At 45.7% G+C, this 25,688-nt stretch carries 20 protein-coding genes and 1 rRNA gene; 15 read left to right on the top strand and 6 right to left on the bottom strand.

The genetic code is table 11. The features are described from left to right. Positions 1-24: 24 nt before the first annotated feature. From ACE1CD_RS07275 to gltD, 12 genes are all read left to right on the top strand, one after another. Positions 25-540, top strand: a complete 516-nt coding sequence (locus ACE1CD_RS07275) for a chemotaxis protein CheW (RefSeq protein WP_374794482.1) — start codon at positions 25-27, stop codon at positions 538-540. Between the two features lie 109 nt (positions 541-649). Continuing rightward, positions 650-2,260 carry a methyl-accepting chemotaxis protein gene (locus ACE1CD_RS07280; protein ID WP_374822804.1) on the top strand — a complete coding sequence of 537 codons (1,611 nt, stop codon included), beginning with the start codon at positions 650-652 and terminating at the stop codon, positions 2,258-2,260. Positions 2,261-2,356: 96 nt separating this feature from the next. After that, a complete protein-coding gene (locus ACE1CD_RS07285) occupies positions 2,357-3,445 on the top strand; it encodes a chemotaxis response regulator protein-glutamate methylesterase (protein WP_374794484.1) in 1,089 nt (362 codons plus the stop codon). A gap of 61 nt (positions 3,446-3,506) precedes the next feature. After that, positions 3,507-5,267 carry a methyl-accepting chemotaxis protein gene (locus ACE1CD_RS07290; protein ID WP_374794485.1) on the top strand — a complete coding sequence of 587 codons (1,761 nt, stop codon included), beginning with the start codon at positions 3,507-3,509 and terminating at the stop codon, positions 5,265-5,267. An 80-nt stretch (positions 5,268-5,347) separates the two neighbouring features. Next, on the top strand, positions 5,348-6,265 hold the full coding sequence (locus ACE1CD_RS07295) for a CheR family methyltransferase (RefSeq protein ID WP_374822807.1): 918 nt from the start codon (positions 5,348-5,350) through the stop codon (positions 6,263-6,265). Positions 6,266-6,368: 103 nt separating this feature from the next. After that, positions 6,369-8,057 (top strand): EAL domain-containing protein, encoded by a 1,689-nt coding sequence (locus ACE1CD_RS07300; protein ID WP_374822810.1) that lies wholly within the window; start codon positions 6,369-6,371, stop codon positions 8,055-8,057. Positions 8,058-8,474: 417 nt separating this feature from the next. Next, positions 8,475-13,085 (top strand): glutamate synthase large subunit, encoded by a 4,611-nt coding sequence (gltB, locus tag ACE1CD_RS07305; RefSeq protein ID WP_374822813.1) that lies wholly within the window; start codon positions 8,475-8,477, stop codon positions 13,083-13,085. A gap of 106 nt (positions 13,086-13,191) precedes the next feature. Further along, positions 13,192-13,437: a hypothetical protein gene (locus tag ACE1CD_RS07310; protein ID WP_374822816.1), complete on the top strand. Its 246-nt coding sequence runs from the start codon at positions 13,192-13,194 to the stop codon at positions 13,435-13,437. Next, the gene (locus tag ACE1CD_RS07315; protein ID WP_374822819.1) at positions 13,434-13,694 is read left to right on the top strand and encodes a type II toxin-antitoxin system RelE/ParE family toxin; all 261 of its coding nucleotides are present in this window, start codon (positions 13,434-13,436) and stop codon (positions 13,692-13,694) included. The genes ACE1CD_RS07310 and ACE1CD_RS07315 overlap by 4 nt, the downstream gene beginning before the upstream one ends. Before the next feature lie 7 nt (positions 13,695-13,701). Continuing rightward, positions 13,702-13,938 carry a type II toxin-antitoxin system Phd/YefM family antitoxin gene (locus tag ACE1CD_RS07320; RefSeq protein WP_374822822.1) on the top strand — a complete coding sequence of 79 codons (237 nt, stop codon included), beginning with the start codon at positions 13,702-13,704 and terminating at the stop codon, positions 13,936-13,938. A 2-nt stretch (positions 13,939-13,940) separates the two neighbouring features. After that, positions 13,941-14,234 carry an RNA-binding protein gene (locus tag ACE1CD_RS07325; protein ID WP_374822825.1) on the top strand — a complete coding sequence of 98 codons (294 nt, stop codon included), beginning with the start codon at positions 13,941-13,943 and terminating at the stop codon, positions 14,232-14,234. Between the two features lie 377 nt (positions 14,235-14,611). Then, positions 14,612-16,096, top strand: coding sequence for a glutamate synthase small subunit (gene gltD / locus ACE1CD_RS07330; protein WP_374794492.1), 1,485 nt, complete (start codon positions 14,612-14,614; stop codon positions 16,094-16,096). 132 nt (positions 16,097-16,228) lie between these two features. Here the strand turns inward: gltD and ACE1CD_RS07335 are convergent, their stop codons facing one another. The 6 genes from ACE1CD_RS07335 to ACE1CD_RS07360 form a co-directional block, all read right to left on the bottom strand. Beyond that, positions 16,229-16,423 carry a hypothetical protein gene (locus ACE1CD_RS07335; protein WP_374794493.1) on the bottom strand — a complete coding sequence of 65 codons (195 nt, stop codon included), beginning with the start codon at positions 16,421-16,423 and terminating at the stop codon, positions 16,229-16,231. A 447-nt stretch (positions 16,424-16,870) separates the two neighbouring features. Beyond that, positions 16,871-17,539 carry an ABC transporter ATP-binding protein gene (locus tag ACE1CD_RS07340; protein ID WP_374794494.1) on the bottom strand — a complete coding sequence of 223 codons (669 nt, stop codon included), beginning with the start codon at positions 17,537-17,539 and terminating at the stop codon, positions 16,871-16,873. A gap of 292 nt (positions 17,540-17,831) precedes the next feature. Continuing rightward, the gene (locus ACE1CD_RS07345; protein ID WP_374822828.1) at positions 17,832-18,350 is read right to left on the bottom strand and encodes a GNAT family N-acetyltransferase; all 519 of its coding nucleotides are present in this window, start codon (positions 18,348-18,350) and stop codon (positions 17,832-17,834) included. Positions 18,351-18,367: 17 nt separating this feature from the next. After that, complete coding sequence (locus ACE1CD_RS07350) at positions 18,368-19,672, bottom strand: ABC transporter permease (protein ID WP_374822831.1); 1,305 nt, start codon at positions 19,670-19,672, stop codon at positions 18,368-18,370. Between the two features lies 1 nt (position 19,673). Beyond that, positions 19,674-21,389 carry an efflux RND transporter periplasmic adaptor subunit gene (locus ACE1CD_RS07355; RefSeq protein ID WP_374822833.1) on the bottom strand — a complete coding sequence of 572 codons (1,716 nt, stop codon included), beginning with the start codon at positions 21,387-21,389 and terminating at the stop codon, positions 19,674-19,676. Positions 21,390-21,675: 286 nt separating this feature from the next. Further along, positions 21,676-22,149, bottom strand: a complete 474-nt coding sequence (locus tag ACE1CD_RS07360; protein WP_374794497.1) for a Spy/CpxP family protein refolding chaperone — start codon at positions 22,147-22,149, stop codon at positions 21,676-21,678. Positions 22,150-22,284: 135 nt separating this feature from the next. Between ACE1CD_RS07360 and ACE1CD_RS07365 the strand changes: the two genes are divergently transcribed. The 3 genes from ACE1CD_RS07365 to ACE1CD_RS07375 form a co-directional block, all read left to right on the top strand. After that, a complete protein-coding gene (locus tag ACE1CD_RS07365; RefSeq protein WP_374794498.1) occupies positions 22,285-22,962 on the top strand; it encodes a response regulator transcription factor in 678 nt (225 codons plus the stop codon). A gap of 2 nt (positions 22,963-22,964) precedes the next feature. Further along, a complete protein-coding gene (locus ACE1CD_RS07370; protein ID WP_374822836.1) occupies positions 22,965-24,434 on the top strand; it encodes a sensor histidine kinase in 1,470 nt (489 codons plus the stop codon). Between the two features lie 911 nt (positions 24,435-25,345). Beyond that, a 16S ribosomal RNA gene (locus tag ACE1CD_RS07375) occupies positions 25,346-25,688 on the top strand; the annotation flags it as partial.

The following is a 25,688-nucleotide window of genomic DNA, read 5'->3' on the forward strand; positions in this document are numbered from 1 at the left end:
ATTAATGGAAAATACTCAATTTATATGGCTCATACTCACCAGTTTTGCACCTTTTATCTAGCTCACATCTGCTTTGGCTTAGACGTAAAGAAAGTCCAAGAAGTGATTCGCTATCAATCAATTACCCGCGTACCTTTAGCACCTCCAGCCGTCCGAGGGTTGATTAACTTACGCGGTCAAATTGTCCCCGCCATAGATCTGCGACAGTGCTTGGATATATCTGAATCTGATTCTACTTATCAAAAAAGCAGTATGGCGGGGAGTAATTCTGCAACATCTAATCTATTTAATTACTTTTTTCCCAGCTTAGAGCAACTGCCTCTCAATGCGATCGTGCAGGCAGATGATGAAGTAATTAGTTTGCTGGTTGATGAAGTAGGAGAAGTTTTAGAAATTTCCGATTGCGCTTTTGAACCTCCTCCAGAAACGCTCAAAGGCAAAGCACGCGAGTTAATTAAAGGAGCTTATAAACTAAACGATCTGCTGTTGCTGATTCTCGACACCGAAAAAGTTTTTGAGGTTAGCAAAATATCAGATTAATATTGAAAATATTTGCTAGATATTGATGATTGGCAAATTCGATAGCAGTTAAATTAATCAAATGGGAGCTAGCATGGATACTTACAATAACAAAAAAATCGGAAGGTTTTTGTTTTTTAAAAAAACAAGTAATCTGAGCGGTAAAGTAACGCAAAAATTATCCGAGCCAGAGCCGCTTTCTCAAGAGAGCAGTAAAATCGATCGAGTTGAAATTACGTCTGAGCATTGGAACGAATTACTGTCAGTTCTTAAGAGTGCTAGAGATGGCGACTTTAGCGTGCGCTTATCAGAAAATAATGGATGGGGTGAAATTGCTGAAGTATTTAATGGATTGCTCAGCTTAAATCAAAACCTGACCAACGGTATTGTCAGAGTTAGTAATGATATTGGAGAAGAAGGTAAACTAACCGAGAAAATGGGTATGCGCTCAGTAAAAGGTGATTGGGCAACTAGCGTCACAGCAATCAATACTTTAGTTGAAACTTTAGGTCAACCCATCCTAGAAACAGAACAAGCTCTAGCAGCATTAGCGGCGGGAGATTTATCCCGCAAAGTGCCTACCAAAATCAAAGGGCGATCGCTCAAAGGCGATTTGCTGACGCTTAGCACCACAACTAACCAACTAATTGACAATATCGCTTGCTACTCTTCCGAAAAAAATCGCGTGGCAAAACTTCTCAGTCAAGAAGGAAATCTCAGCACTAAAGCAGTCCTGACCGGAGCAACAGGTATCTGGAAAGACCTCACGGAAAATATTAACCAGATGATTGAAAAGCTCAAAGAAGAAGTTCAAACCATTACCAAAATGACTTTAGCGATCGCGCAAGGTGACCTATCCCAAAAAGTCGAAAATAAAACAGTTGGCGAATTCAAACAACTAAGTTATAACGTCAACTTAATGACGACCAATTTAACCGACTCAGTGCGAAAAATTGCCTCAATCGCTCAAGCACTGGCCCATGCTTCGGAAGACCTCACCAAAGTTAGCCAACAGCTAAATAAAAATGCAGAACATACATCAGGACAAGCTAATTCTGCTTCAATTTCTGCTGATGAAGTTAACTTAAATGCCCAAGTTGTTGCGACTGGTGTAGAAGAAATGAGCGCCAGCATTAAGGAAATTTCTAAAAGTGCGACGGATGCAGCTATGGTAGCAACTAACGCCGTTAAAATGACGCAAAGCACCAACCAAACTATCGCCAAACTTGGCCAAAGTAGCATTGAAATTGGTAATGTCGTCAAAGTGATTACTTCGATTGCCCAACAAACCAACTTATTAGCTTTAAACGCTACTATTGAAGCGGCAAGAGCCGGAGAAGCGGGCAAAGGTTTCGCTGTCGTCGCTAATGAAGTCAAAGAATTAGCCAAACAAACTGCAAAAGCAACTGAAGATATCAGTCAAAAAATCGAAACTATTCAGAGCGATACCAAAAGTGCAGTCGCAGCGATCGCACAAATTACAGCGATTATTAACCAAATTAACGATTTCCAAAATACCATCGCCAGTGCCGTCGAACAACAAACTGCCACGACAAATGAAATTGCCAGGAACGTTGCTGGGGCTGCTAAGGGTACATCAGAAATTGCCAATAACATTAACAATGTTGCCGAAGCAGCTCAAAGTACCACAGATGTAGCTAGCCAAACTTTAAAATTTGCCGACCAACTCGCTCTGTTAGCAGCAGAATTGCAAACACTGGTCAGCCAATTTAAATATTAAACCAGTCATCATTAGTGGGTAATTCCCTCAATTAATTACCCACTAACGCGACTATTTACGCCTCGGCGATTGCCAATTACCCTTTCTTAACTAATAATGCCTAAAATTCGCCTCTTGATTGTTGATGATTCTGTTATGGTGCGTCGTCGGGTAAGTGAAGTTTTATCTAATGACCCGGCCTTAGAAGTCGCGGGAGTTGCTGCCAACGGTCAAATTGCTCTCGCGAAGATTGCCCAAGTAAAACCGGATTTGGTCATCCTGGATGTAGAAATGCCAGAAATGGATGGCCTGGAGACATTAGCAGCGATTCGCAAAACTTATCCTAACCTCCCGACGATTATGTTCAGTGCCTTTACGGAACGAGGCGCTACTGCAACACTGGAAGCACTTTCTTTAGGAGCTAAAGATTATGTAACCAAACCTTTTCAAATGGGCAGTATTGAGGCAGCTAATCAGCATCTGCGTCAGGAACTTATTCCCAAAATTAAAGTATTTTGTGGCGAATCGATCGAAACTACTACTTTGAATTCAGATCGGGATTTAAAAACGTCCTCAATCAACCAACAATTAACTTATCGAAAACGGGCAATCCGAAATCCCAAACCCATAGAGGCGATCGCGATCGGAGTATCAACTGGAGGCCCAAACGCTTTGGCTGCAATCTTACCCCAATTTAGAGCAGATTTTCCCGTCCCAATTTTGATCGTGCAGCATATACCGCCAATCTTTAGCCAACGCCTAGCCACACGGCTGAACGCTCGTTGCCAAATCCCGGTTATAGAAGGATTTGATGGCGCTTTCTTAGAGCCCGGTACGGCTTATATCGCTCCTGGCGATTTTCATATGAGTGTCTCGCGCCAAGACTCTATCGTTCAACTTCGCATCCACCAAAGCCCTCCAGAAAATTCTTGCCGTCCTGCGGTGGATGTACTGTTTCGATCGGTAGCCCAAACCTATGGTGCAGGAGCTCTTGCAGTTGTACTCACCGGCATGGGTAATGATGGTTTGCGAGGCTGCGAAGGCATCCGGTCAGCCGGAGGTCAAATCTTCGTGCAGGACAAAGCCAGCAGCGTCGTCTGGGGGATGCCCGGATTTGTGGCGAAAGCAGGTTTAGCAGATAAAATGCTGCCTCTAGACCAAATAGCAGGGGAAATTCTGCTGTCTGTCGCTAATTGCATACAGTAACTTTTTTATTATTGTTCGGAATTTTTCGCTCAAAATTACTCGGCTTTTTAAGGATTTTATCATGTGGACTAACCTACTCTTACAATTCACTATCCCAGCTTTTCAATCCAGTCATTTTAGTTTTGCCAGCGGCATATTTACCGCTTTATTAGCAGGTGCTGTTGTTCCTCTTTTGTTTAAGAGCGCCAAAAAACAAGAAAATATCCTACAGCAAATCGCTCTCATTTCCCAGGCGATCGAAGAGATTGCTAATGGCAACTTCAATACTCGCATCCCTCAATTACAGGGGAACGATTTCGTGCAAGATCTCGCTGAAAATATTAACCAAATGGCAGTTAAATTTGAAAAGCAAATTACTGATTTGAACAACCAAAAGGCTGCACAAAAACTCAAAGAATTAACAGTAGAACAAGCAAGATTGCTGCAAGAGATTGAAAACCGCCAACACGTTCTCGATGAAGCCGCGATTGTCAGCGAGGTAGACCGCAAAGGAAATATTACCTTTGTCAATGACAAATTTTGTGAAATTTCTGGCTATAGCCGCGAGGAATTAATCAGACACAATCACCGACTTGTCAATTCTGGTTATCACTCGGAAGAATTCTTTAAAAATTTTTGGGCTACCATTTCTAGTGGCCAAACCTGGAAAGGGGAAATCAAGAACAGACGCAAAGACGGCTCGTTTTATTGGGTCGATTCAACCATCGCACCAATTTTTGACGAAAAAGGTAAGATCGTTAAATACATTGGGATTCGCTTTGATATCACGCAACAAAAAGAAGCAACAGCACGATTAGAAAATCTTGCCAATGAACGAAAAAATGAAACAGATTGTTTAATGCAACAAGTGTTGGAACTATCACGAGAAATTAACGGAGCAGCGCAGGGAGATTTAACAGTTAAAGCACAAGTTGATAACGAAATTTTAGGAACAATAGCAGATTCTTTTAACTATCTGGTCGGTTCTTTACGTAAAGTTGCGATCGACATTCAAAATGCCACTTACCAAGTTAACCAAGCTACCAAAGTATCGGTAGGCGATACCACTGAACTAGCCCAACAAGCCCGCAGCCAAGCCTCACAAATTGAAGCAACTTTACGGCAGTTGGAACGAATGGTCGCCTCTATTAAAGAAGTCTCAGAAGCTGCTAAACGAGCCGAACAAGTCGCCCAACAAGCTGCTAAACGAGCCGAAACGGGTGGCAAAGCTGTAGACCTTACTGTCTCGGCAATCGATCGGCTTCGCGAAACAATAGCGGAAACATCGGAAATGATGAAGTGTTTGGGTGAAGGATCGAGACAAATTGGTAAAATTGTCACTTCTATCTCTGAGATTGCCTCTCAAACAAATCTACTCGCTCTTAATGCTACAATTGAAGCAGCACGAGCCGGAGAGCAAGGAAAAGGCTTTGCCGTAGTTGCTGAAGAAGTCCGTAAGTTAGCTAAACGTTCTGCTTCTGCTACTGAAGAAATTTACCAAATTGTCCGCACCATTCAGGATGCAATCAGTCGTGTAATGGGTGCGATGGAATCTGGTAATCAACAAGTAGTAGAAGGAACGCAAATTGCGGCGGCTGCTAAAACTAATTTAATTGCGATTATTGAAGTCAGTCGCGAAATTAACGGTTTGGTGCAAAACATCACCTCCGCCAGTAAAAAACAGACTTTCTCAGCAGAGGAAATTACCGCTACTGTAAAGCGAGTAAATGCTATTTCTACAACAACTGCCCAAAAATCAGAAGAGGTGACAACCTCTTTAGATGGATTAGCTGTTGTTGTCAATAAGCTCCAAAGTTCAGTCGCCAATTTCCGCTCTCAGTAATACTTTTGAGTAGAAAGTATATGCCTGGTTACTTCGGCAATATCTCGAAACAGTTGAAAGCTAAAAAATAATTAATGTAGATGTCTATAAACTTTTACGATTTCAGTTATCTTCGCGAATTAGTGCGTGGGTATTCCTCAGTTGTGATAAGCAGTGACAAGGCATACTTAGCTGACTTACGCTTAGCGCCTCTAGTTACTAAGATGAAGTTAAATTCCTTGGAAGAATTAATGAATAAATTACAATCTCAGCCATTTAATCATTTACATATCCAAGTAGTTGAAGCTATGCTTCTGACAGAAACTTCTTTTTTTCGAGATAGCTATCCATTTGATGCGATCGCCAAAACTATCTTACCCGAATTAATACGTAAAAAACAAACACAACAAACCCTCAATATTTGGTGTGCTGCGTGTTCCAGCGGTCAAGAGCCCTACAGTATCGCCATGTTATTATGCGAACAATTTCCCGAACTAGCAACTTGGAAAATTCGTTTACTTGCCACAGATTTATCTCATGAAATGATTGCCCGCGCCCGCGCTGCAAGCTATCACCAGATGGAAATTATGCGAGGGCTGCCCAAAACGCTCTTGATGAAATATTTCCAAAACTCTGGCAAGATATGGCAACTAAAAGATAACATTCGTGAAATGGTAGAATTTCGTCAAATGAATTTAGTTACCGATTCATTGGAAAAGACCATTTTTGACATTATCTTTTTACGTAACGTTCTCATCTATTTCGATTGGCAAACCAAAAAAGCCGTTTTGGAAAAAGTCCGAGAAGTTTTATCCCCCAACGGGTATTTATTCCTTGGTAGTGGAGAAACGCCTTTGAATATATATGAATATTTTCCCGCCGCTTCTGGAGCAATCTTAAATATCGATACTACAAAAATTAGGCCGGAAACTAATATTTTTAAGTCAAGCGATCCTCAGTTTGAGCATTTACAAATTGAAAAAGCAATCTGTTACAAACGGTACAGCAAATCATATTAAAATAAAATAAATACATAACTGCATCAACCACCAAGGTATCGCGGAAGTTATTAATTCCACCAAACCCTCAATCTAGTCCCTAGACCCTATAAAAGGTGCCGCCATGAAAAAGATATTAGTTATTGAAGATACTGCTGAAATCCGTGACAACGTTCAAGAGTTTCTGGAAGCTAAAGATTTCCAGGTAATGGTAGCTAAAAATGGGCGAATTGGTTTAGAACTGGCTCGCCAAAATAAATTCGACCTGGTTCTTTGCGACATCATGATGCCAGAAATGGATGGTTATGGTGTAATTGCACAGTTACGTCAAGACCCCGCCACCGCCGATCTTCCCTTCATATTTCTAACGGCTAAGTGCGATCGAGTAGACTTGCGCTTAGGGATGAACTTAGGTGCTGATGACTATATTACTAAGCCGTTTACTCCCTACGAATTGCTGGAAGCGATTACCGCTAGATTAAATCGAGTCGCTCAACAAAATGAAAAACTTAAATCTGTTGTGGAGCGAGTAGAACATTTAGAACACTACGATGCTTTAACTAATTTGCCGAATCCATCAGCTTTAGAGGGAGATGAGGGTTATTTGAATCAAGCAACTGCCAAAACTAACAGAAACAAGCGCTTGATTCCTTTCCTGCTGCTAGGTTTAGACAGATTTACCAGAATTAACGATACTCTCGGTTATTCCAATGGTAATTTAATTTTACAACAACTGGCACAACGGTTGATTTTGTTTGGCAAAAGAATTGAAGGAGCGGGTATAGTTAGAGTGACTGGCGATGAGTTTGCTATTGTTTTGCCACCGGTTGCTGACCAAGATTCAGGCGTGGGTGTAGCGCAAGATATTCTCAAAATTATTGCCCAACCTTTTGACATCGATAATAAATCTATTCTGCTTACAGCTAGTATCGGTATTTCCTTTTATCCATCTGCTCCGACGCTAGAAGAATTGCAAAAACAAGCCAGTATAGCCATGAATTCTGCGAAGCGGGAAGGAGGTAATCGCTGTGCGGTTTATAGCCGACCAATTTTCGGACATGAATTCTCCAGAGATTTGCAACTAGGGGCTGATTTTCATTCAGCTTGGGAACAAAAGGAACTTCAGGTTTTCTATCAACCCAGAGTAGACCTTCGTAGTAAAAAAATTGTTGCTTTAGGCGCGGTGTTGTACTGGAAACATCCTGTTCGAGGCTTAATTTCGCTAGAAAAAACTGCTGCGGTTGCGGAAGAAACTGGATTGGCATCAATCGTTAATGAATGGGTGTTGCGTACTGCTTGTCAACAGGCAAAACTTTGGCGGCATTCTCGCGTATCATCGGCAAGGGTAGCGGTGACACTTTCCGAACAGTTGTTTGCAGACAATAATATAGAATTAATTATTGTTCGATCCTGTCAAGATGCGGGAATTGAACCTCGTTATTTAGAGGTGGAGATACCAGCCGATACGATTGCCAATACTCCTAATATTAACGCCACTGCACTAAAACTAATGACATGGCGTAAGCTGGGCATTCAAACTACGATAAGTAATTTTGGCCTCAAACATACTTCTCTGGATTATCTAGATAAATTACGACTAAATAACTTGAAGATAGAAGCAAATTTGGCTTTTGCCAATTTACAAAGTGTTCCCATTCTAAATGCGATCGTTCAAATGGGACATCGCCTCAAACTTAGGGTAGTAGCCGATGGAGTCCAAACAGACGCCGAAGCAGCGATTTTGAGAAAACAAAAATGTGACGAAATTCAACAAAAAGAGGCATTTCCAGCCCACAAGATTGAAAGGGGTTAGGGGTTAGGGGTTAGGGGTTAGGGGTTAGGGATTAGGGGTTAGGGGCAGAATTAATTTTTTTCCCTTTCCCGTTTCCCCGTTTCCTGTTTCCCTTAGCTCCGACGCCCCGATCCCTATTCCCTATTTCCGGACGCCCGACGCCGAATTGATAATTTTCGTAACTTCCCACCGCATCGGCTAAAAGTTTCCTTAAGATCTTACACCTATAAGGCTCTCCCGTTAGAAAATCTAGTCTATCTAGAGTTAACAGCTTTCCAAGTTAGCTTTAAAGAGGCAGGATTTTATTTTTGTGAGTCTTGCTATACAAGCAATTCAGCTGTTGTACTGCAAAAGTCAGCTTCGATGAAGGCGATATTTTTCAGCTTGTGTCGGAGCTAGTAGCTGATTATACATTTGTCACTTTATATGCCATCAAGAATGAATAGCACTGGACTGCCATCAAAACAGGGTTTGTACGATCCACAGTTCGAGCGCGATGCTTGCGGTGTTGGATTTATTGTTCACATGAAGGGGAACAAGTCGCACGAGATTGTGGAGCAAGGGCTGACGATCCTCTTGAATTTAGACCACCGGGGTGCGTGCGGTTGCGAGGCGAACACGGGTGATGGTGCGGGTATTCTTATGCAGGTGCCGCACAAGTTCCTCAAGAAGGTTGCTGCGGCGGAGGGGATCGCATTGCCAGAGCCGGGTCAGTATGGAGTTGGCACGATCTACTCTTCCCCCGATCCCGCGACGCGCCAGAAAAGTCGGGAGATTTTTGCACAGATTGCTATTGAGGAAGGTCAGCGGGTGATTGGCTGGCGTAATGTACCGACGGATAATTCGTCGTTGGGGAATACGGCAAAATCGAGCGAGCCGTTTGTGGAGCAGGTTTTCGTGCAGCGATCGCCGGATATAGTGGATGATGATGTGTTTGAGCGGAAGCTGTATGTAATTCGCAAACGCGCTCATAATGCGATCCGGAAGCCGCCGATCGATCCGTTCTGGTATCCGTGCAGCCTTTCCTGTCGGACGCTTGTTTACAAGGGGATGTTGATGCCGGTGCAGGTGGGGCAGTATTATCCGGACTTGCACGATCCGGATATGGAGAGTGCTTTGGCGCTGGTGCATTCGCGTTTCAGTACGAATACTTTTCCGAGTTGGGAGAGGGCGCACCCCTATCGCTACATTGCTCACAATGGGGAAATCAATACGCTGCGGGGTAATATTAACTGGATGCACGCGCGGCAGTCGCTGTTCGAGTCGGAGTTGTTCGGGGAGGATATCAAGAAGATTCAGCCGGTGATTAATATTGAGGGGAGCGATTCGCTGATTTTCGATAATGCGTTGGAGTTGCTGGTGCTGGCGGGTCGATCGCTTCCTCATGCGATGATGATGATGATCCCGGAACCGTGGACGGCGCACGAGTCGATGAGCGATGAGAAGAAGGCGTTTTACGAGTATCATTCGTGTTTGATGGAACCGTGGGATGGTCCGGCGTCGATTGCTTTTACGGATGGGAAGATGATGGGGGCGACGCTCGATCGCAATGGTTTGCGTCCTTCCCGGTATTATGTGACGAAGGACGATTTGGTAATCATGGCTTCCGAGGCGGGGGTGTTACCGATCGAACCGGAACGGGTGGCTTTGAAGGGTCGCTTGCAACCTGGGCGGATGTTCTTGGTGGATATGGAGGAGGGGCGGATTATTGCGGATGAGGAGATTAAGAGCAAAATCGCTACGGAACATCCTTACCGCGAGTGGATCGAGAAGCATATGGTCGAACTCACCAAGCTGAAAGATGCGCCTGGGGACGCAGAGACATTGCATACCGCGTCTCTACAGGATGCCCCCAATTTAACTCAGCGTCAGATTGCTTTCGGTTATACGTTTGAGGAGTTGCGTTTGTTGCTGACGCCGATGGCAAGTGCTGGGGTGGAGGCTGTGGGGTCGATGGGTGCGGATACGCCGTTGGCGGTGCTGTCCGATCGTCCGAAGTTGCTTTACGATTATTTCCAGCAGTTGTTCGCGCAGGTGACGAATCCGCCGATCGATTCGATTCGGGAAGAGATTGTGACTTCGGCAGAAACGACGATCGGTAGCGAGCGGAATTTGCTCAAACCGGAACCGGAAAGTTGTCATTTAATTGAGTTGAAGACGCCGATTTTGACGAATGAAGAGTTGCGTCAACTCAAATATATAAGTGAGGGGGGTTTCCAATCGATCGTACTGCCAATTGTCTTCAACCCGCAGGAGGGTGTGAAGGGTTTGGAAACGGCGATGGTAGAGATTTGTGAAAAGGCGGATGAGGCGATCTCCAATGGTGTGAATATTATCATTTTGAGCGATCGGGGTGTGGATAAGGATAATGCGCCCATACCCGCATTGCTAGCTGTTTCCGGTTTGCATCACCATTTGATTCGGTCGGGGACGCGGACTCGTGTGGCGATTGTGTTGGAGTCGGGAGAACCACGGGAGGTACATCATTACGCGACGCTGATTGGCTATGGCTGCGGTGCGATTAACCCGTATCTGGCGTTTGAGACTACGCTTGAGATGATCGAGTCGGGAATGCTGGTGAATGTTGATTATAAAACTGCTTGCAAGAACTACATTAAGGCGGCGACGAAGGGTGTGGTAAAAGTTGCTTCCAAGATTGGTATTTCGACAATTCAAAGTTATCGGGGGGCGCAGATTTTTGAAGCGATCGGACTGAATAAGTCGGTTGTGGATAAATATTTTACTTGGACGGCTTCGCGGATTGAAGGTGCGGATTTGGAGGCGATCGCAACTGAGGCGATTTTGCGTCACAGTCATGCTTTCCCGGATCGTCCGACGAACGGACATACGCTGGATGTGGGTGGGGAGTACCAGTGGCGCAAGGATGGGGAAGCGCATTTGTTCAGTCCGGAAACTATCCACACTTTGCAAAAGGCGGTACGGACGGGCAGTTACGATATTTACAAGCAATACGCAAATCTGGTGAACGAGCAGGGTAAGAAACATTTTACTTTGCGGGGTTTGTTGGAGTTCAAGATCCGGGAGTCAGTCCCGATCGAGGAAGTGGAATCGGTGGAGTCGATCGTCAAACGCTTCAAGACGGGGGCGATGAGTTACGGTTCGATCTCGAAGGAGGCGCACGAAACGTTGGCGATCGCGATGAATCGTCTTGGTGGCAAATCGAACACGGGTGAAGGTGGGGAGGACCCGGAACGCTACACTTGGACGAACGAACTGGGGGACTCGAAGAATAGTGCGATTAAGCAGGTGGCTTCGGGTCGTTTTGGAGTTACCAGCTTGTATCTCTCCCAGGCGAAGGAGTTGCAAATCAAGATGGCGCAGGGGGCGAAGCCTGGTGAAGGCGGACAGCTACCGGGTGGGAAGGTGTATCCTTGGATTGCGAAGGTGCGCCACTCGACGCCGGGGGTGGGTTTGATTTCGCCGCCGCCGCACCATGATATTTATTCGATCGAAGATTTGGCGGAGTTGATCCACGATTTGAAGAATGCGAATCGGTCTGCGCGGATCAGTGTGAAGCTGGTATCGGAAGTGGGAGTGGGTACGATCGCCGCTGGTGTTGCGAAGGCGCACGCGGATGTGGTATTGATTTCCGGTTACGATGGCGGTACTGGTGCTTCGCCGCAGACTTCGATCAAGCACGCGGGATTACCGTGGGAGTTAGGATTGGCGGAGACGCACCAAACGCTGGTATTGAACAATTTGCGATCGCGGATTGTGGTGGAAACGGACGGTCAGATGAAGACGGGTCGCGATGTGGTGATGGCGGCGCTGTTGGGTGCGGAGGAGTTCGGTTTTTCGACTGCGCCTTTAGTGACGCTGGGCTGCATTATGATGCGGGTGTGTCATCTGAATACTTGTCCGGCGGGGATTGCGACGCAAAATCCGCAATTGCGCCAGAGTTTTGTGGGCGAACCGGAACATACGGTTAATTTTATGCGGTTTGTGGCGCAGGAAGTGCGGGAAATCATGGCGCAACTCGGTTTCCGCACGTTTGACGAGATGGTGGGACGGACGGATATACTGGAGCCGAAGCGGGCTCTAGCGCATTGGAAGGCGAAGAATATCGACCTTTCTAAGATTCTGTACCAGCCGGAAGTGGGGCCAGAGGTGGGTCGCCGAAGCCAGATGTTGCAGGATCATGGCTTGGAGAAGTCGCTGGATATGACGGTGTTGCTGGATCTTTGCAAAGGTGCGATCGAAAATGGGGAAAAGGTAAAAGCGACTCTACCCATTAAAAATGTCAACCGCGTTGTCGGGACAATTCTGGGTAACGAAATCACCAAACGCCACTGGTATGGTTTGCCGGAAGATACGGTACACTTGCATTTCCAAGGTAGTGCGGGTCAAAGTTTTGGCGCGTTTGTCCCGAAGGGGGTGACGCTGGAACTGGAGGGCGATGCGAACGACTATGTGGGTAAGGGGTTGAGTGGCGGTAAGATTATCGTTTATCCGCCAGCGGTTTCCACTTTTGTCGCGGAGGAAAATATCATCATTGGCAATGTGGCGCTGTACGGTGCGACGGCGGGGGAAGTGTACATTCGCGGTATTGCGGGGGAACGTTTCGCTGTCCGTAACTCTGGGGTGAACGCGGTGGTGGAAGCGGTGGGAGACCACGGCTGCGAGTACATGACTGGCGGTAAGGTGGTGGTACTTGGGCCCACCGGACGCAATTTCGCAGCGGGGATGAGTGGCGGGATTGCCTACATTCTGGATGAAATGGGGGATTTCTCTATCCGTTGCAATCAACAGATGGTGAATCTGGAGAAATTGGAAGATGCAGAGGAAATCGATACCGTTTATCAACTCATTGCCAAACACGCGGAGTACACCAAGAGTCAGAAGGCGCTGAAAGTGCTGGGTAACTGGACGGAGATGGTGCCGAAATTCGTGAAAGTAATTCCCAAGGATTACAAACGGGTGTTGCAAGCGCTCAAACAGGCGGAAGCATCTGGCTTAAGCGGCGATGAAGCACTGGCGGCGGCATTCGAGCAAAATGCTCGCGATGTCGCCCGCATCGGTGGCGGTTGATCTGATTCTTAAAGTCGGGAAATTTCAAATTTTAGATTTCAGATGTAAAATTTAATAAATCTGAAATCTAAAATTTGAAATTTAAAATTATTTAGAGAGGAGAATAATGGCAACTGTTAAATTGAGCGTTACATTTGAATCATTGATTGAAGCAATTACATGTTTGGATTTGGAAAAAAAACATCAGCTTTTGGAAATTTTAGAGGATTTGGTGTTTGAAGCGGAAGAAGAATCGAGCGAGCGAGATCCAAAAGTTATTGCAGAGATTGAAGCAGCTAGAAAAGCATATAAGATGGGGGACTATCAAACTATTCAGGAATATATTGCTGTTCAGTCCGCGAAAAATCAATGAGCTATACTGTTCTCATCCCCAAACCTGTTCAAAAGCAACTGGATGATTTACCAGAGGATGTGCGTAGTCGAATAGCAGAGAAAATACTCTCACTTGCGGAAGAACCGCGTCCCGTCGGAATTAAAAAGCTGAAAGGGTTGGAAAACGAATACCGAGTACGAGTTGGTGAATACCGAATCCGTTATGAAATCGATGACGAAACATCAACTGTGGTAATCCTCCACTGCAAGCATCGCAGGGACATTTATCGGAAATAATTAGCAAATGATTGAAGTTAATTTGAAAGAAGCAGAAAGTCGGCTGGCAGAACTCATTGAAGAAGCCGCCGAAGGGGAAGATGTTATAATTACGCGCAGTGATGGAATTTCGTTTAAAATTGTAGTCCTTCCGCAGGAAAAACCGCGACCTAAGTTTGGGAGTGCAAAAGGCTTAGTAGAAATGTCAGATGATTTTGACGAACCATTGGAAGATTTTGAGGCATTATCAAACAGCGATAATTGATTATGAACGAAGGGTTTTGGAACGAAATAAAATCTAAGTATCAACTTGGTAAATTAATATACGGTAAAGTAGAAGTTCATAAACCTTTTGGAGTGTTTCTCGATCTTGGGGAACCAAAAGTAAAGGGAATTATTCAAATAACTGACTTTGTGGATACAGGAGCGATGACCCCAGAAATGTATCCCGAAATAGGGTCATTTGTTGGTGCTGTTGTCGTAGGATATACAGAAGACAATCGCAACCAAATTTGGTTAAGTGTTAAGCCTAGTGTACTACAAAAGTCACTTGTCAAGTAAAAGCTTACTGTTGTGAATCAACTCTAAGAAATGTTTTCTCTATCAAACTCTTTTGAGACGAAAGCCGCTGTGACCGAATTATTGCTCGTACTGGACAAAAATAATGCTTTTTTTATGAGATATTTTAAAATATCTATGTCAAGAAAAGGCAACAATACAGCCGAGATCGCCCTTCGTCAGCGATCTCCTTCGCGCCCTGAAAATAATGGTTGTTAAAACTTAATGTAATTCCAATCGGGAAAATAACAAGAAGCGGTAAAATAACAGACTCTGGATGAGGTTGAGGGGATAGGGGAAGTCAAAATTCAAAATTCAAAATTCCTCATCCCCTAGCCCCTAGCCCCTATCCCCTATCCCCTATCTCCTCAGACACGACTATGGGAAAACCAACAGGATTTATCGAATTTCTGCGCGAATTGCCCTCGGAACTCGCCCCGCTCGATCGCATCCGCAACTGGGATGAATTCCACCTGCATATGCCGGATGACAAGCTTCGCACCCAGGCGGCGCGGTGTATGGATTGCGGTACGCCGTTTTGTCATACGGGAACGCTCATCAGCGGTATGGCTAGCGGCTGTCCGGTGAATAACTTGATCCCGGAATGGAACGACCTCGTGTATCGGGGACTGTGGCGGGAAGCACTCGATCGCTTGCACAAAACTAACAACTTCCCCGAATTCACTGGGCGCGTGTGTCCCGCACCCTGCGAAGGTTCCTGCGTGCTGGGTATCCACAATCCGCCAGTCACAATTAAAAATATTGAATGTTCGATTATCGATAAAGGTTGGGAGGAAGGCTGGATAACGCCGGAAGCGCCCACCAAGCGCACTGGGAAAAGAGTTGCTGTCATTGGCTCTGGCCCAGCCGGACTTGCCGCCGCTGCCCAACTCAATAAAGCGGGTCACTGGGTAACCGTATTTGAACGAGCCGATCGTCCGGGTGGATTGCTCATGTATGGCATCCCTAACATGAAACTGGACAAAGAGCAAGTCGTCCTGCGCCGCCTCAAAGTGCTGGAAGAAGAAGGTGTGAAATTCATCTGCAACACCGAAGTTGGCAAAGACTTTCCCGCCGAAAATCTCCTCAAAGAATTCGATGCCGTCCTACTCTGCACAGGTGCGACCAAGCCTCGCGATTTGCCGATCGAAGGACGCCAGTTAAAGGGCATTTACTTTGCAATGGATTTCCTCACTGCCAATACGAAGGCGATTCTGGATAAAAAACCGGGAGACGACTTTATCTCTGCTGAAGGTAAAGATGTGGTAATTATCGGTGGTGGCGATACTGGTACTGACTGCGTAGGCACTTCAATTCGTCACGGTTGCAATAGCCTGGTACAAGTAGAAATTCTACCTCAGCCGCCGCAAGAACGCGCTGCCAATAACCCCTGGCCGGAGTGGCCGAAAGTTTACAAAATGGACTACGGTCAGGAGGAAGCGGCTGCTAAGTTTGGCGGCGACCCTCGCGTCTATCTCACCACAGCCACCAAGTTCGAGGGTGATGAAAACGGTCACGTCAAAGCCATCCACACCGTACAAGTGGAGTGGGAGAAAAACGAGAAAGGTCAATTTATTCCCAAACACATCCCCGGTACGGAAAAAGTCATTCCTACCCAACTCGTCTTACTGGCAATGGGTTTCCTTGGCCCAGAACAACCTTTGCTGGACGCCTTGGGACTCGATCGCGATGCCCGCAGCAACGTCAAAGCAGATTACGGCAAATATGCTACCAGCATCCCTGGAGTCTTCGCTGCCGGTGACTGCCGTCGCGGTCAAAGCCTGATCGTCTGGGCTATCAATGAAGGTCGCGGTGCCGCCCGCGAGTGCGATTTGTACCTGATGGGCAGCTCCGATTTGCCTTAAATAAAAAGATCCCCGACTTCTTCAAGAAGTCGGGGATCTCAGAAAGCTTTCTCCAAACGAAAACTGTTGTAAATATTGCCGCCCCCAATTGCCCAAATTGATGATTTTCGCGAAAATCGTTAGCTCCCTAACTTAGTAGCTATTTTCAACAGAAACCCCATCATTCTTAGGTTCTGAGAAACTTTGATTGAGAGAAGCATCGCGGATAGCTTGCCAGAGAGAAAGGAGTTCCCCACCGCTTAGATTACTGGTTTTGTAGCGCTCAACAGCACGATCCAATTCTTGCAGAGTTCTGATGCTAGGAACAATATAGTTAACTTGTGGCATAGAGCAACCTCTACTGATATGACCGATCGAATAGTCAGTCTAAAGTAATTATATTGTAATCAGATTCAGCAGAAACAGATGAGATAACTTTTACTGGATTTTTTACTATTCGTAGAGCAAAGAGAAAAATGAGAAAAATGTGAACAGTGAAAAGCTTATACAGTAAGGATTTTCACCGTTTACTCCTCTTTTGCCCAGTGATAGAGTGAGTATCCAATCTTTAACAAAATTTATAACAAGTATTAGTAATCACTTCCGTAAGTCTTAATGCTTATCCTTGCGTAGTAGAACTATTTATCCAGACTTAGCAGCGACTTTGAGTCAAATTTAGGTCACTCAATAGAGGCTCTGAATATTTAAATATTTTCTGTATATTAAATTATGGTTCGCTTTGTAAGCTTTTTATTGTGATTTATTAAGTAATGCTTCAAAGGCAGATTTGACAAATTAAACCACCAAACCATCTTTGACATGAATCGTGCGGTGAGTTTGGGCAGCAATGTCAGGTTCGTGGGTAACGATAACTATTGTGATGCCCTGATTGTTCAAATCAGTCAGTAACTCCATTACTTCGTAGGAAGTTTGAGTATCCAAAGCACCAGTGGGTTCGTCTGCTAGAACAAGGGCAGGACGGTTGACAAGAGCGCGGGCGATCGCTACTCTTTGTTGTTGTCCCCCAGATAGCTGACTGGGACGGTTGAAAAACCTCTGGGCTAAACCAACTCGACTCAGCGCTTCCTCTGCACGCCGACGGCGTTGAAATTTGGAAATGCCTGCATAAATCATCGGCAACATCACATTTTCTAAAGCTGTGGCGCGGGGGAGGAGGTTAAACTGCTGAAACACAAAACCAATCCGCTGATTGCGTATATAAGCCAACTCATCATTATTGAGCGTTGTCAGATTTCTGCCTTCTAGAAAATAATATCCATCAGTAGGACGATCGAGGCACCCTAAAATATTCATCAAAGTAGACTTCCCAGAACCTGACGCACCCATAATAGCGACATATTCGCCTTCTTCAATAGCGAGTTCTATTCCTTTGAGAATAGGTACTTCGACTTCTCCTAAATGGTACGTTTTTCTGATACCTTCCATCCAAATCATCGTTGCCATATTTTTTAGGGGCTAGGGAATAGAGACTAGGGCGTCGGGAAGATTAAATAGAGTGCGTGACTAGCGCAAAAATTAACGATTATTGCCAAAATTATGCGTTATATCGTGTCCGGTTGCATCGATAGCGTAAGGCTGATACGAAAGATTATCTGTGGGAATTAGGAATTAAATTTTTACCGCAGATGTAGGCAGATTAACGCAGATTAACGCAGATAAGAAATCAGATAATAACGCATTTTTATGCAACCGATGCTACCGGACATGATATTATGGCACACCTACGGACTCAAAACTAATAACTAGCAACTTGAGTTAGCACAAAGTAGAGAATCTCTGTACCATTAACGCAAACAGACCGATCGAACTTCATACCGATATTCTGTAAGACTTTAACGGATGCTAAGTTTGGTTTATCCACGCTAGCAATAACGCGCTGAAAACCAAGGTTTGCGAACGCATACTTGCTTGCTGCAAGCGCTACTTCTGTTCCCAACCCCTGACAGCAATAGTTCGATTTTATACCATACAAAAGTTCTGGTTCTGACGATTCATCCGGGAAGCGATAACCGCAAAATCCAATAAAATTATCGCTTTGTTTGGCAAAAACTAACCACAGACCGAAGTTATATTTGGCAAAAGATTCTCGGCTCTTGATAATTTCGCTTTCTGTCCAATCTCGCGAGACGATGCGATCGTCAAACAGGTATCTCCGGATATGTCGATCGATCCACAAATTATGCAATCTTTCCCGATCTGTTAGCTCAACAGGTCGCAAGGTCAGGCGCGTTGTTTCAATGTGTGGGTTTGGCATAGTTCGTATCTTTTGTTTTAATCGCTTCTCAGTGCCGCAATTGGATCGAGCCTTGCCGCATTTCGAGCTGGAATAACACCAGCTATCAGTCCTACCGTAATAGCGAGAACGAGTCCGGCGACAGCTGACCAAACAGAAAGCACAAAGGGAAATTTAAATACATTAGAGATTGCAAAAGTAAGACTAATGCCGATAATAATACCCAAAGCTCCTCCCGCCAGAGAAACCAGTACCGCCTCAGCCAAAAATTGACTCAAAATAGCCCTGTTAGTAGCTCCCACAGCTTTGCGAATCCCAATTTCGCGAGTGCGTTCGACCACAGAAACTAACATAATATTGGCAATTCCAATCCCGCCGACGATCAAAGAAATACCTGCGATCGCACCGATCAAAACAGTGAATAATCCCACCACGCTGCTAAAAGCATTGATAATATCTATCTGATTGCTGATGCGAAAATCATCCGGTTCTGGCGGATAGATATTGTGACGAATTCTTAACAGATTGGTAACTTGAAACTGGGCAGCTTCCAGATCGATTTGATCTTTTGCTTTCAGCCACAACCCGTTAATAGCAGTGCCATTAATAGCATTGTTGCCCACAATTCGACGGGACATATTAGTGAGGGGAATATAAACTCGATCGTCCTGATCTTGTCCGCCAACCGAGCCTTTCGACTCCATCACCCCAATCACAGTGTAGCGTCCGCTCTGAACTCGCACCGTGGAACCGACGGCAGGTTGTCCACTGGGAAACAAATCGTTCCGCACCTTGCTACCTAACACCACAACAGGTTCTGCTTTGTCAAGGTCGTCTTGAGTGAAAAATTGTCCTTCCTGGGGATGGATTTCTTTGACATCCGGATAGCTCAAATCAACTCCCAGAATGAAAGTGGAAACGTTGCGATCGCCATACACTACCTGTCCCGATCGCTGCAAGTAAGCAGTTACACCAGTAGCTGCCGGTACTTGTTTGGCGATCGCTTGGGCATCTTCCCAAGTTAGCGTTCCTGCCGAACCCGCACCCTGACTGATCCCCCCATACCGCGCAGCTCCCGCCAGCACCAGCATCACATTCGTTCCCAAAGCTTGGATCTGTTGCTCCGTCGCCTTCTGCACACCCTGTCCGACCGATGTCACCATGATGACCGAGGCAATACCGATAATTACACCCAGCATTGTCAAACTTGTCCGAAGGCGATTGCTCCACAACGCCTCCACCGCCATTGTCAGCACCTCAAACAGAGAAATCTCGGTCGGATGAATTCGACCCAAATTTCCAGCTTTCCTCTCAAATTGCTGCCTTCTACCCTCTGTCTTCATTTCAAAATCCCCCCCGACTTCCTCTACCTCCTCTGCCTGCTCCACCTCCTCCAGGTGGCCCCATTCCCGGAATTAAAGAAGGTGTCCTAGTTTGGGGTCTTCCTTGGGGAAAGCTAATTAAAACTTGTTCTCCTTCTTCCAGTCCAGACACAACCACCGTCTTATTCTCGACTGTTTGCCCAGTTGTAATCGGCTTAAATTGCGGTCTGCCTCTTTCCTGGTTTAACACATACACACCAGTTCCTTGCTCTTGGCGCACAATTGCTACAGTAGGAACCACTAAGGCGTTGTTTAACGTGCCAACCTCAAACACCACGTTGGTGTTCATCCCCGCACGCAGCAAGTTTTCCGGGTCGTCGATCGAGGTTTTCACCTCAAAGTTGGTCACGTTTTGCTCGACAGTGGACTGGGTGGCAACTTGGGTAACTTTGCCCTTAAACGTCTTACCTGGATAGGCATCAATCTCAATTGTGACGTTTTGTCCGACTTTAATTTGCGGGATACTGGTTTCTGCAACCTTAGCAACGATTTGATTTTGAGATGCTAGCGCCAAGATAGATGATGAGGTAGCTGAAGAAACCGAACTGCTGGAAGTAGTTGGAGTGACGAACGAACCGGGATCGGCAAATTTGCGAGTGACAATGCCGCTGAAGGGAGCGCGAATCACGGTATCGCTAAGCTGTGCCTGAATGGTCTGCATCGCACCTTCAGCGCTCATCACTTGGGCGCGTGCTTGCGTAATTTCTTCCTTCCTAGCACCAGCACGTTGCAGGTTGAGGGCTTCCTGTGCTTGTTTAACTTGGGCGCGTGCTTGCGTAATTTCTTCGGTACGAGTGCCCGATTTTACTAAATCTAGTGCTTCTTGCGCTTGTTTGACTTGGGCGCGTGCTTGGGCAATTTCTTCCGGACGAGTGCCCGCTCGCACTAAGTCTAGAGCTTCTTGCGCTTGTTTGACTTGAGCGCGTGCTTCGGCAATCTCTTCCGGACGACTGCCCGCTCGCGCTAGATTAACTGCTTCCTGTGCTTGTTTGACTTGGGCGCGTGCCTGGGCAATCTCTTCCGGACGTGTACCCGATTTTACCAGATTAAGTGATTCCTGTGCTTGTTTAACTTGGGCTTTGGCGGTGTCATAGGAAGTACGGGAACTTTCCACCTCACGTAGAGCGATCGCACCCGCTGTATATAATTGTTTATTTTGATTAAAAGTAAGTTCTGCCTGTCGTAAGTTGGCTTGCGCCGATGTTAGTTGCGCTTCTGCTTGCGCGATTTCTTGAGGACGATTCCCTGCCAAAAGCCGATCGAGATTTGCTTGCGCCGATGTTAGTTGCGCTTTAGCTTGAGTGAGTTGCCCTTGCAGGTTGGAATCATCCATATATGCTAAGATTTGTCCTGCCTCCACGCGATCGCCTTCCTTCACCAGCAACTGCTTCAACACGCCAGAATTCTTGGGACTCATATTCACTGCTCGTTCTGGTTGCACAGTTCCATTAGCGGAGATCGAAATCGGTAAATTGACTCGTTCCACAGAAACCGTCTGCATCCGACGTCTCGCTTCTTGGCGCGGTGCATTTGTCAGTTGAACGTAAACGAAGTATCCTCCACCTGCCAATGCCCCAAGAACGATTAATCCAACGAGCCATTTAGCGATCGAACTCTTTTTAACAGGGCCTTGCGGAGAAGGCTTTAAAGTAACCTCTGGCGGTGAATCGAGTTTCATCCTCTCTTCCGTTATCCAATTGCTATGGATGGTTTCTCTAGGATATCGATTTGGATTTGCCTCTGTTTTCCCAACACCCTCAGATTAAAAAGAATAGTAGATTGGGTTCGAGTAATAAATCTTTGTTCATCTGTGTTTATCTTTCTTCATCTGTGGTTAAATTTTAACCAACTCAACCCAACCTACTTTAATTTGAGCGATCCGAAAAGTATCTTAGAGGAGATTTAGCCCTAGATGAACACAGATGAACACAGATGTGGATTTTTCGGATAAGCTCTTAGCGTCACTAGGACTGAGGTTGTTGACGGCGTTGAGGTCTTTGCTGACGCATTTGTTCGAGCTGTTGCCGCTGTTCGGGGGTCAAAACAGCTTCCATTCTTTTCTTGGCGTCCTCCCGAATAGTTCTCATTCTCGTTTTTTGATCTTCAGTTAAATTTATATTGGGACGCTGACGTTGTTCTCTGGCTGCACGCATTTGTTCTCTTTGTTCCGATGTGAGGATGGCATCCATCTGCTGGCGAGTAGACTCATGAATTTGCCGAATTTGCTCTTTTTGAGCATCAGTGAGTCCGGAGATAGCTGCAAAACCTCGGCCTCCTCTTCCTCCCCTCCAACCTTCTGGCTTAGCATTGGGTTGGGATGAATCTTGTGCTACCAGGTCGGACTGATTGGCTGCTACTTTGTTGGGAGCCATAAAACCGGAAGCCCCCATTAAAAGTGTAACCGCAGATAAAACTAACAGTCCTCGATTAATCCGCATGAAGATCTCCTTGTCTTGAGAATGGGTAGATGTCTATGTTTTTCATTTAAATCTGCCAAAATGACAACAAACTGATTTTCTGGATTACAGTTTTGTAATTTTTCTAGGTAGAGATCGGAAGTACAATAAAGGTTTATGCACGTCCTGTTCGTTGAAGATGAGGTAAAAATAGCTAACTTTGTCCGCACAGGTTTGAAAGAGCAGGGTTTCGTGGTTGATTACTGCGATAACGGCAACGAAGGCTATGTTCGCGCTACGGAAAATCAATACGATGCGATCGTGCTTGATATCATGGTGCCTGGGAAGGATGGACTGACTATCCTCAAAAGTCTGCGTTTGGCAGGTAACAACGTCCCAGTAATTTTGCTCACCGCTCGCAACGAACTGGACGATCGAATTGCAGGTCTCAATCTCGGTGCGGATGACTATTTAGCGAAACCGTTTTTTGTGGAGGAATTGGTTGCTCGCATTCATGCAGTGGTGCGTCGAACTTCTGGCGATCGGCAAAATTTGCTTTGTGTTGGGCCAATTAAACTCGATCGCATCACACGGGAAGTCACCTGCAACGATATTACCGTAGAATTAACCACTCGCGAGTTTAACCTGCTGGAATACCTCATGCGCTCTCCCGGACGAGTTTTTACTCGCACGCAAATCTTGGAACACGTTTGGGGGTACGATTTCAATCCCAATACTAATGTGGTTGATGTCTGCATTCAACGAATTCGCAAAAAGATAGACCCCGTTGAAGGATCGAGTTGGATCGAAAGCGTGCGGGGAGTTGGATATCGTTTTCGCAAATTAGATTCTTGATTGTGGGACTCCGTTCTTTTCGGCTCCGAATCGCCTTACTATCGGCTACCCTAGCTGGTAGCACCCTCGTGGGATTTGCAGGAACTTCCTGGTGGTTAATTTACGATGCCAAGGTCAGTCGCCTGGACGCGGAACTGGAAACCCAACTGTTGATGGCTGCACGTCCGCGAGTGCAAACTAATTGGCAAGCTTACGAAACCTCTTTACATTTTGCGTTTGGCAGCAACTCGCAAACGCCCATTGCGATAAAAGCTGAAGATAATAAAGGAGAACTGCTGTATCAGTCAAGTGAGTGGTCTGCGGATCTCAATCTGAAATCCTTGTTGCCATTCCGTCCCTACCAGCTACTTCCACCTGTTCCGACGTTCAATAAAAAAAGCCCCACATCTCGTCGCATTCAACCGCCGAAGTTATCCCAATTCACAACTCAGCACACAAAAAACGGTATTTGGCGTGTAGGTGCGATCGCTTTCCCCCGTCACAGAGTTGCGATCGCTGTTAGTTTAAATGGTATCGATCGAGAAATGGCGACGATCCGCAATGTCTTCTTGATTTCGATACCTATCTTACTGCTCCTGGTTCTTGGTGGTGCGTGGGGTCTGTCTGGCAGTACCTTGTGTTCCATCCGGCAGTTAACTGCTGCCATTGCACAAGTAACGGTTAAAGGACTCGATCGAAGAGTTCCCATCGGTGCAACGGATGTAGAATTCTTAGAGTTGATTCAGGTGTTTAACCAAATGTTGGAACGCCTGGAACGCAGTTTTAAGCAAGCTTCTCGCTTCAGTGCAGATGCTGCCCACGAACTTAAGACACCTCTAGCTATTTTGCAAGGCGAACTGGAACGAACTCTGCAACAAGTTGAACCTGAATCGGATGTGCAGCAAAGTTTAAGTAGCTTGTTAGATGAGGTGCGCCGCCTGAGTGGAATTGTGCGGAAACTGCTGCTGCTGTCTTTGGCAGATGCCGGACAGATGAGTCTGCATCGGGTGGAGGTAGATTTGTCCGATTTATTAACTGAGATGCTGGAGGATATCGAACTGCTGGCACCGCATCTGGAGGTACAAACGGAAATTCTACCTGGATTGAAGGTACAAGGCGATCGCGACTTACTCGTTCAAGTATTGCAAAATCTCATCGGTAATGCTATAAAGTACAATCTTCCAGATGGTTGGATCGAAATTAACGCCTACCGTCAGGCAAATATTGTGTTGGTGACCATTACCAACAGTTCTAAGGATATTCCTGAGTCCGATCGCGATCGTGTATTCGATCGGTTCCATCGCGGCGACCCCGCCCGAACGCGCAAAGTAGAGGGAACAGGACTGGGACTGAGTTTAGCGCGGGAAATCGCACGCGCACACAAGGGTGAACTGACCCTCAATCCAACCCCATCCGGTCAGACTGCTTTTAGCTTGACTTTACCGAGTGAGGTTATCCCTCGTCACGGCGTAAGCTCGATCGGGGCGTCTTAGGGCCAAAAGGTTTGTCCCCAGTTGTCTATAATATATAGAGGACAGCAAAAGTAGGGCGCAACCGAGCGATCGCCAGTTTTAACTTTTAAATACCGGACTTAACAAAAAGTAACAGCAAACCGAGCCGTGATTTTTGCTTGTAACGCCTTCACTGTTTGGCTTTGAGAGCCTTCATCAGGTAGTAGCGCCTGGGCTCGAACTTCACCCGAAAAAAAAAATTTAAATTTTCTCACACACAACTGGAATAAATCTGCTATGTTGGTAAAGCGTCGAAAAAAACAGAGCTATTGCTTTGTGTCTTAAAACGCACCGAACCTAGACATGAAAATAGTTTAAAAGCGAGCTTTGCAGTAGCTTTGTAACTGTTGGTTGATTTTGCATAGGGATAGTGTATTTATGCTTAGCCTAGAGGTAATTTTGACCGGGATAAAAGTGTGGTCATAACCTCCGCTGGGTAAGGCAAATGCTTTTGATGTCAAGAGCGACAAGCTCTAGCACTCAAAACCCCGAACTAAAGAAAAACCAACCGTTCGGCAGCGAAAAACGTTTGCTTTTAAACGATAATCTCTAAAATCACAGGTGTAGTGTAAGCGATTTTCAAAAGTGCTCTGAAGCAAAAAAAAAAGCAAAAAAAAATTGATTTCACCACTAGACATTCGCGAAAAACCTGTTATATTAGAGAAGTGGCGAGAGAGAAGTCGAACAGATGAATCAAACGCCGAGCAGAACCTAGAAAAATAAATAGTTTGGAAGCCAAATTAAACTATCCAATCCTCGTCAAAGTTCTTAGTAAAAGAACAGTTTAGCTTTTTAAAGCTAAACAAAAAACGATAATAGGATTCCAAAACTTTTAATTGCATAATTTAAAAGTTTTGAGAGCTACAAACTCTTAAGTCAACAAAAATGACTACAAAACGGAGAGTTTGATCCTGGCTCAGGATGAACGCTGGCGGTATGCTTAACACATGCAAGTCGAACGGGGGTAGAAATACCCTAGTGGCGGACGGGTGAGTAACGCGTGAGAATCTAGCTTCAGGTCGGGGATAACAGAGGGAAACCGCTGCTAATACCGGATGAACCTACGGGTAAAACCAAAGGTAAAAGATTAATTGCCTGAAGATGAGCTCGCGTCCGATTAGCTAGTTGGCAGGGTAAAAGCCTACCAAGGCGGCGATCGGTAGCTGGTCTGAGAGGACGATCAGCCACACTGGGACTGAGACACGGCCCAGACTCCTACGGGAGGCAGCAGTGGGG

The sequence above is a fragment of the Aerosakkonema sp. BLCC-F183 genome (genome assembly GCF_041929145.1).
Taxonomy (GTDB): domain Bacteria; phylum Cyanobacteriota; class Cyanobacteriia; order Cyanobacteriales; family Aerosakkonemataceae; genus Aerosakkonema.

Coding starts and splice junctions, on each gene's coding strand:
- ACE1CD_RS07275 (WP_374794482.1), top strand. CDS start 25: ATGGCTCATACTCACCAGTTTTGCACCTTTTATCTAGCTCACATCTGC.
- ACE1CD_RS07285 (WP_374794484.1), top strand. CDS start 2,357: ATGCCTAAAATTCGCCTCTTGATTGTTGATGATTCTGTTATGGTGCGT.
- ACE1CD_RS07290 (WP_374794485.1), top strand. CDS start 3,507: ATGTGGACTAACCTACTCTTACAATTCACTATCCCAGCTTTTCAATCC.
- ACE1CD_RS07295 (WP_374822807.1), top strand. CDS start 5,348: ATGTCTATAAACTTTTACGATTTCAGTTATCTTCGCGAATTAGTGCGT.
- ACE1CD_RS07300 (WP_374822810.1), top strand. CDS start 6,369: ATGAAAAAGATATTAGTTATTGAAGATACTGCTGAAATCCGTGACAAC.
- gltB (WP_374822813.1), top strand. CDS start 8,475: ATGAATAGCACTGGACTGCCATCAAAACAGGGTTTGTACGATCCACAG.
- ACE1CD_RS07310 (WP_374822816.1), top strand. CDS start 13,192: ATGGCAACTGTTAAATTGAGCGTTACATTTGAATCATTGATTGAAGCA.
- ACE1CD_RS07315 (WP_374822819.1), top strand. CDS start 13,434: ATGAGCTATACTGTTCTCATCCCCAAACCTGTTCAAAAGCAACTGGAT.
- ACE1CD_RS07320 (WP_374822822.1), top strand. CDS start 13,702: ATGATTGAAGTTAATTTGAAAGAAGCAGAAAGTCGGCTGGCAGAACTC.
- ACE1CD_RS07325 (WP_374822825.1), top strand. CDS start 13,941: ATGAACGAAGGGTTTTGGAACGAAATAAAATCTAAGTATCAACTTGGT.
- gltD (WP_374794492.1), top strand. CDS start 14,612: ATGGGAAAACCAACAGGATTTATCGAATTTCTGCGCGAATTGCCCTCG.
- ACE1CD_RS07335 (WP_374794493.1), bottom strand. CDS start 16,423: ATGCCACAAGTTAACTATATTGTTCCTAGCATCAGAACTCTGCAAGAA.
- ACE1CD_RS07340 (WP_374794494.1), bottom strand. CDS start 17,539: ATGGCAACGATGATTTGGATGGAAGGTATCAGAAAAACGTACCATTTA.
- ACE1CD_RS07345 (WP_374822828.1), bottom strand. CDS start 18,350: ATGCCAAACCCACACATTGAAACAACGCGCCTGACCTTGCGACCTGTT.
- ACE1CD_RS07350 (WP_374822831.1), bottom strand. CDS start 19,672: ATGAAGACAGAGGGTAGAAGGCAGCAATTTGAGAGGAAAGCTGGAAAT.
- ACE1CD_RS07355 (WP_374822833.1), bottom strand. CDS start 21,389: ATGAAACTCGATTCACCGCCAGAGGTTACTTTAAAGCCTTCTCCGCAA.
- ACE1CD_RS07360 (WP_374794497.1), bottom strand. CDS start 22,149: ATGCGGATTAATCGAGGACTGTTAGTTTTATCTGCGGTTACACTTTTA.
- ACE1CD_RS07365 (WP_374794498.1), top strand. CDS start 22,285: ATGCACGTCCTGTTCGTTGAAGATGAGGTAAAAATAGCTAACTTTGTC.